This is a genomic window from Methylobacterium sp. Leaf361, assembly GCF_001424445.1.
In the GTDB taxonomy this organism is placed as follows: Bacteria; Pseudomonadota; Alphaproteobacteria; order Rhizobiales; family Beijerinckiaceae; genus Methylobacterium.
Genome location: NZ_LMPY01000071.1, coordinates 1 through 4037, shown reverse-complemented (window position 1 = coordinate 4037; position 4037 = coordinate 1). Strand labels below are relative to the sequence as shown.

The following is a 4037-nucleotide window of genomic DNA, read 5'->3' as shown; positions in this document are numbered from 1 at the left end:
CCACCCGCTACGAGAAGCGGGCTGCCAACTACCTCGCCATGGTCACCCTCGGCATGACCATGCTCTGGCTCACATGAGTTTGCAGAGACGCCCTAGGCTTTCATCTCGGCGAGCATCTTCGCGCCCTCGGTCAGAAAGAACGCCTTGATCTTCGGGTTGCGGACCCGCAGGGCGCAGTGTCTCGCGATCTCGCTCATCGACCGGTTCTTCGGATTGTTGAGGAGATCGGTCAGGTACGTCTGAGCCTGGGCCTCGGTGTCGATGGTGAATGGCTGGGGGTCCACGAAGCACCTCTCGCTTTGACCTGCCCGGCGCGCCGTGGCGCGCCTCTCGATGCCCCGCCGACCGATGAATGGCGAGTCCGTGTCGAGCGCCCCTAGCGCGTCGCCTGCAAATCGATGATCGGGCCGCCGATGTCGAAGAATTCGTCGTCGGTGAACTCTGCCAACTCGATCTCCTCGCGCGGACGCTGAAACGGCATGAACGCGGAGATCATTCCGAGACACAGCGCCCCGGCAATCAGGACGGCCAACAGCGCGAGGGTCATGGTCAACATCGGAACGCAATGCGATGTCAGACATATAGAACGGTAATCTTAAAACTTGCTTTCGGTACATGGGATACCGCCCGGTAACCGCGGGCCGCGAACCTGCCGCCGGGCCGCGTTGCGTATCGGCTCGGCTCACACGCTGGTGAGATCAGGCGCTCCCCCGCCCCGTGAGCAGATCGGGGCGGGGCCGAGCGGGCTTACCGACCGAGTGACGGGCCGCCCGACGTGCCGCCAGTGCCGGGCGGCCCACTCGTGGGGGTGCCGCCAATGTTGACGCCCGGCGTCGTGCCCGGGATCGACGAGTTGCTCGAGTTGGCCTCATTTCCACGGGTGACCGGGCTTGGTCCAAGATCCCGGGCACCCGGGCCGGCACCTCCGGTTGTCGCCGGCGGGGCGACCCCGGTGTTTCCAGCGCCGCCTGTCACCGTTTGCGCTGAGACCGGCGCGGCCAGGGCGATGGACAAGGCTCCTGCGAGCGCCGCGAGCGTGCGAGTCATGAAGTCGTCCCTGCGATTGCTGTGGCACAGGAACGGTTGATGTCGAGGGAAGTTCAGGGACGGGCGCGTCCATCACCCGCGCGCCGCTCGCCAGCCCGCGGCCTCGACCTCGCGGCAGAGTAAGCGCTCGCCGGAGCCCGTGTCGATCACGGTCCGGTCGTAGTCCCTGCTTCCGGGAAGCTGGTCGATCTCGTCGTCCTTGCGCGGGATGTCGCCCTCGATCCCGCAGACAGCCCGCGTGAGCGCTGCCGTGGGCGCCACGGGCTTCTCCATTTCCGAACGGTCTCGACGCCACTGGCGCACTCGGCACGCTTCCAGTCCGACGGCGGATGCGGGTCCCGCAGATCACCCCGGTGTCGCCGTCGGTGACCGAAACACGGCCGATCGGTAAACGCTCGGATCAGCCCGCAGCGATGAAAACCGGTCAGCCTGACCTCACCCGCAGCCTGTTCCCTCTGCGACAGCGCTATCGAGGGGGGCAGCAACGGCGGTGCGCATTCCGGTGCACCCAGAGGGTGACTGATCTGAGCAGGCGTCTCGCTGGTCCAGAAATGGAGAGTTCGTCGCGGGACCGTCGAGCATTTCGCCTGTGCGAGACCACCATTCGCGCTCGAATGTATCACCGCGGGAACGTTATTTAGTTGCATGCCCGCGCATTGGCCGCGATTTCAGCTCAAGCAGACAATGTTATATCATCATCGATGGGTAAATTATTACTGAATTATCATCTGGCCGACATCGAGGATCATCGTGTCGAAATATAGATCCAGCTCGTCCGGCTGAATTCTGCAGTGGCCCCTCACTGCTGCCGGAGGGAGCCGCATTCCATGTGTATCGTGAGACAAAAGTGCAAGTGCTCGACCCGCGTTCGGTATCAAATCGGGCAATCGCTTAATTCACGCAACAAGTGCGCGCATCCGGTCGTGCGCTGGATCGGCTTCTCTAAGAGTCGACGTAGTGAGATATCTCGGAGACGATCTGTCGGACAAGAAAGAATCAGCGTCATTCAGTTGAGTTGGGCACAGACATTTGGTCGACCGGTCGATGTAGCGACGACCGGAATCGTTCAGCCTATGGCGACGGTGGTGCCGTTCGAATCGCCCTCGCGTTGACCGGCTCGAAGCCGATCGCGAGACGAAGAGACCGTTCTCGAGACGGCCGGTCTGGGGGTTCGCGGCCAAGGGGCGCGGCTAACGATCAGCCCTGCAGGCTGTCGGCGACGTCGTCGGGGATCTGCACCCCACTGACCGGAAACCGTGACGCTCTCCGCCTCGCCGGTCTACCGCCGGCCACCACCTTCGGCGCCGCTGCGCCCGGCATCCGGCGTCCGGCATCCGCTTGGCCAGATTCTCGGCCTTCTTCGCCACCCCGCTCCCGGCCTGCGCCGGCGTCCTGTCCGCGGCCGACGCTTCCTCGAAGGCGCGCTGGAACTGCCCCGCTGGCGCGTGCCGAACCCGCCCGCCACCTTCCTGCGGCGTAGCGCGGGCTCGTCAGGGAGGGCGCCGGCAAGTTCGCGTTGCGCACCCCGCGTTGCGCGACGCAAGTGAGCGAACTGCCGGTTGCGCACTTACAGGGTGCGCACCGTCCGGCTTCGCGACTGCCTGGGGTGGAGAGCGGAAGCCACCTCAGGCCAAGGGTCGACACTGGACAGGCGGTCTCGCGCAGCTGAACGTCAAGATTGACGCGGATCATTCTGCGGATCCCGTCGTATCTTCTCTCTCGCCGTTCGACGGGGCAGCGCAAGCGTCGCCGTCGCGCTAGGATGGTCGAACGTCGTGATGAAGCGATCATGAAAGCGGATCGACCGGACGGTGTGAGGCCGCGCCGTGTCCTCTTCCTGGGAGCGACCGGCACAATCGGCCGGGCAACGGTTCGGGCACTGGTCTCGCGCGGCCACGAGGTCGTCTGCCTCGTCAGGCGCCCTGCCGAAACCGCGATCCCGTCAGGCGCTACCGCGCGCATCGTGGATCTGACCGACACGGTGTCGCTGGCGCGCGACGGTGTCCGCGGCGAACGCTTCGACGCCCTGGTGTCGTGCCTCGCCTCGCGCACGGGGCTGCCCGACGATGCCTGGGCGATCGATTACGGCGCGCAGGTCGAGGCCTTGCACGCGGGCCGGACGGCCGGCGTCACGCATGTCGTGCTTCTGTCGGCGATCTGCGTCCAGAAGCCGATCCTCGCTTTTCAGCACGCCAAGCGCGCCTTCGAGGCAGAGCTGATCGCATCGGGGCTCGACTACACGATCGTTCGGCCCACCGCCTTCTTCAAATCGCTCTCGGGACAGATCGAACGCGTGAAACGCGGCAAGCCATTTCTGGTGTTCGGGGACGGGACCTTGACGGCCTGCAAGCCGATCAGCGACGACGACCTTGGCCGCTATCTCGCGGACTGCCTCGACGATGGGGACCGCCGCAATCGCGTTCTGCCGATCGGCGGCCCGGGCGAGGCGATCACGCCACGCGCGCAGGGCGAGCGGCTCTTCGCCCTTCTGGGGCGCGAACCGCGCTTCACGCACATTCCGGTCGTGCTGCTGGACGCGATCGTCGCCGTTCTGACGACGATGGGCCGATGGGTGCCGGCCCTGGCCGCCAAGGCCGAACTCGCGCGGATCGGGCGCTACTACGCGACGGAGTCCATGCTCGTCCTGGACCCGGCGACCGGGCGATACGATGCCCAGGCCACTCCGTCGACGGGATCGGAGACGCTCTTCGACTACTATGCGCGCGTGGTCCGTGGCGAGGCGGTCGCCGAGCGCGGCGACCACGCGGTGTTCTGACGACGCGCGACAGGAGGTGTCGGCTTTTCTGGCAGTTTCACTCCGGAGCAGACCGGCATCTTTCGGCCAGCTTCTACCGCCGCGCATGGCTCTCCCCAACGTCTCAGATGGATGGGTGAACGAACCCGCTCGCGCGGGAGGGGTGGCAGCGTCGACGTCGGCGGGTTGAGCCGAAGGCCCTGCGCCGATTGAGCGTCGCCCGGCCCGGGCGGAC

The 4037-nt window shown here is 65.9% G+C and carries 4 protein-coding genes; 1 reads left to right on the top strand and 3 read right to left on the bottom strand.

The genetic code is table 11. The annotated features are described in order from the left end of the window. Positions 1-92 precede the first annotated feature (92 nt). The 3 genes from ASG32_RS29580 to ASG32_RS29570 all read right to left on the bottom strand — a co-directional run bounded on the left by ASG32_RS29580 (position 93) and on the right by ASG32_RS29570 (position 1308). On the bottom strand, positions 93-284 hold the full coding sequence (locus ASG32_RS29580; protein ID WP_020095026.1) for a hypothetical protein: 192 nt from the start codon (positions 282-284) through the stop codon (positions 93-95). A 92-nt stretch (positions 285-376) separates the two neighbouring features. After that, on the bottom strand, positions 377-547 hold the full coding sequence (locus tag ASG32_RS29575) for a hypothetical protein (protein WP_244492298.1): 171 nt from the start codon (positions 545-547) through the stop codon (positions 377-379). Between the two features lie 572 nt (positions 548-1119). Further along, on the bottom strand, positions 1120-1308 hold the full coding sequence (locus ASG32_RS29570; RefSeq protein ID WP_244492296.1) for a nuclease: 189 nt from the start codon (positions 1306-1308) through the stop codon (positions 1120-1122). 1528 nt (positions 1309-2836) lie between these two features. On the opposite strand from ASG32_RS29570, the gene ASG32_RS29565 reads away from it, so the two are divergent. Further along, entirely contained in the window at positions 2837-3823 is a 987-nt protein-coding gene (locus ASG32_RS29565) for an NAD(P)H-binding protein (protein ID WP_042672400.1), read from the top strand. Positions 3824-4037 lie beyond the last annotated feature (214 nt).

What these genes read in the sequence shown, in the direction of transcription:
- ASG32_RS29575 (WP_244492298.1), bottom strand. Translation starts at nt 547, where the DNA reads ATGACCCTCGCGCTGTTGGCCGTCCTGATTGCCGGGGCGCTGTGTCTC.
- ASG32_RS29565 (WP_042672400.1), top strand. Translation starts at nt 2,837, where the DNA reads ATGAAAGCGGATCGACCGGACGGTGTGAGGCCGCGCCGTGTCCTCTTC.